The sequence below is a fragment of the Sulfurovum sp. bin170 genome, assembly GCF_010892395.1.
In the GTDB taxonomy this organism is placed as follows: Bacteria; Campylobacterota; Campylobacteria; order Campylobacterales; family Sulfurovaceae; genus UBA1140.
Map to the genome: position 1 here is coordinate 1 of NZ_JAACKB010000419.1, position 1,776 is coordinate 1,776.

A 1,776-nucleotide genomic window follows, 5' to 3' on the forward strand; every position below is an offset into this window, starting at 1 on the left:
AGATAAATATTATAAAAATGTCTACAAACTGATGAATGGACAAGAGTGTGCATCTCCTATATCTATCTTTTTGACAGAAAATATCGAACCATTCTATACAGCGGCATATATCTCACCTTTTCCAAAAGGGAATGTAATGGGATTCCAAGAACTTCTCCAAGTTATTATAGAAAAATACTCTAATGACAAAAAGACTATGATAGGAAAAGGTCAAGAGGTTTTGGAGTATATACACCCAAACAATCAAAGCATAGAGGCCACTAGACTCGATAAGAGTATATTGAAGAGTATAAAAAAACATACTATGGAGCTTAGAGATAGTGAAAATGGAGGATTTGGAGATTCACCTAAATTTCCGCACACCTCAACCGTTGATCTACTATTTGATAGTTATGAGTTAACAGGAGATGAGGAGCTACTATCTTCTGCTCTCTTTACAATCAAAAAAATGGCAGAGGGGGAGATACACGACAAAACCAAAGGTGGTTTCTATAGATTTAGCAAACAGAAAGATTGGAAGAGTCCTCGCATGGAGAAGATGCTGTATGACAGTGCAAATATATCTGCTCTATATATCCGTGCCTACAAGATAACAGATGAAGATTTTTACAAAGAGATTGCTTTTAAAACTATAGATTTTATGATAAAAGATATGTACAGAGAGCATCTCTTCTACTCTAACTCTTTGGAGAGAGATGATGGTTCTATTTTTATAGATAACAAGCTTATCGTATCGTGGAATGCGATGATGGTAGATACACTTTTTGAGGCATCTACTATAGATAAAAAATATCTCCCTATTGCTACTAATACACTCACTAAACTTTTAGAACAATTCTATATAGATGGAGAGCTTTACCATACAAAAGAGAGTAGCGCTTTTTTGGAAGATTACGCCTATCTTGGAGTTGCTTTGCTAACTGCATACAAAATTACTCAAAATAAAGAGTATCTAATTTTGTCACAAACAATTCTAAATAGAGCAATAGAGAAATTTTATGAGTATGGAAGATGGAGATTTTCAAATCATGAACTTGCTCTATATGATGATATTTATGACCCTGATTATCCATCTGCTATGGCAACTATATTGTATCTTATGGATAACATCTCACCATTAGTAGAGGCTAATTATTCTCAATTGATATTTAAAACTTTGGAAATGAACTCTTATAATTTAATGAGACAACCTTTAAGTTCTCCTAAGATGACAAAAGTGTTACTTCTCTATCTAAAAAATGATATAATGCGATAAAGAATAATAGAAATCTTGGAAAATTGAGTTTTGCAAGAGATCTAATAATACTAAGGGGAATTAGTCACTTATGAAAAAAATTTTAATAATTGCTTTGATGTTACTGTTTACAGGTTGTCTTGATAACTTAAAATTTTGGGGAGACAAAGTAGAAGAGAAGAGTAAAAAAGAGCCAAAAAAGGTTGATACCAATAAAACTATAGTGATAGATTATACAAAAAAACAGCTAGAGGTCAAAGAGTATCTTGAACTCTATCTAAAACAGTTAGAGTCGCTAGATACAGAAGGCATCATCTCTATGACCTATCCACAACTCTTTATACCTATCAACAGAACACTCTTCAAACAGTATGTCAATAGCCTTTTAACCTCTACCCATATCTCTGTTGAGTCCTTTGATACCAATATCACCCATATAGACTCTGTGCAATCTTATAGTCAAGGAGAGTTTGTACATCTCAAATACTATACTAGCATAAAACTAGCATTTATAAATCCTGAACTATACAATGATGAGCTAA

General features: G+C 32.8%; 2 protein-coding genes. Both read left to right on the forward strand.

What is annotated here, in order from left to right:
• Positions 1-1,255 (forward strand): DUF255 domain-containing protein (locus GSY74_RS09925; RefSeq protein WP_164664944.1); only part of this gene is annotated, 1,255 nt, incomplete at its 5' end.
• Positions 1,256-1,325: 70 nt separating this feature from the next.
• The coding region (locus GSY74_RS09930) for a hypothetical protein (protein ID WP_164664945.1) at positions 1,326-1,776 on the forward strand (451 nt) is incomplete at its 3' end.